The sequence below is a fragment of the Aureimonas ureilytica genome (genome assembly GCF_001475935.1).
GTDB lineage: Bacteria > Pseudomonadota > Alphaproteobacteria > Rhizobiales > Rhizobiaceae > Aureimonas > Aureimonas ureilytica_A.
The window spans coordinates 1-749 of record NZ_LDQA01000138.1; the positions used below are offsets into that span (position 1 = coordinate 1).

2 protein-coding genes are annotated in these 749 nt (G+C 66.2%); one reads left to right on the forward strand and one right to left on the reverse strand.

All coding sequences use genetic code 11. The annotated features are described in order from the left end of the window. On the forward strand, positions 1–266 hold a 266-nt coding region (locus NS365_RS23065), incomplete at its 5' end, for an endonuclease III domain-containing protein (RefSeq protein WP_430515440.1). On the opposite strand, the gene NS365_RS23070 is transcribed toward NS365_RS23065, so the two are convergent. Beyond that, positions 196–749, reverse strand: a 554-nt coding sequence (locus NS365_RS23070) for a sulfate transporter family protein (RefSeq protein ID WP_058602615.1), incomplete at its 5' end; no start/stop codon positions are given. The two genes, NS365_RS23065 and NS365_RS23070, sit on opposite strands and share 71 nt — an antisense overlap.

Below are 749 nucleotides of genomic sequence, written 5' to 3' on the forward strand. Positions count from 1 at the left end.
CGCCCGGCAAGACGCCCGAGGCGGTGGAGGAAGGCTTCCTCAAGATCATTCCCGAGGGCTTCCTGCGCCACGCCCATCACTGGCTGATCCTGCACGGGCGCTTCGTGTGCAAGGCGCGCAAGCCCGACTGCGAACACTGCATCATCGCCGACCTCTGCCAGGCCGACGAAAAATGGTGCAACCAGCCTGCCCCGCTCATCGCCCTGCCGGATGCTCCACCCGGGCCGCAACCGCTTCCCCCCGGTGCGACGCGCCCAGGCGGGTGAACTCGGGTGAGGTTTCCCGCTGCGAAATGCGCTGGTGCAGATGCACCATGGTCGCCGCCGCAAAGAGCGGCGTCAGGAGATTGAGGATCGGCACGGCCAGGAAGGCCGCGAGCACGAGGCCGGCGAAGAAAATCGTCGCCCCATGCCGGTTGCGCAGCGCCCGCGCTTCCTCCTCGGAGCGATAGCGCAGCGCCGCGAACTCGAAATATTCGCGCCCGAGGAGATAGCCGTTCACCAGGAAGAACGCGCCGAAATTCACCACCGGCACCAGAAGCAGCGTGAAGGCGAGAAGATTGCCGAGGATCACCACGCCGAAGAATTTCAGCGAGAGAACCACGCTCCGCCCGAGCGGCATGGCGCGCCCGACCGGCATGCCCGGATACCGGTCGCGCTCCACCACCTCGGCCACATCGTCCAGAAACAGGCCGGCGATCACCGCGCTCACCGGCGCGATCAGATAGGCAAGCAGCAACGACAGAAGCA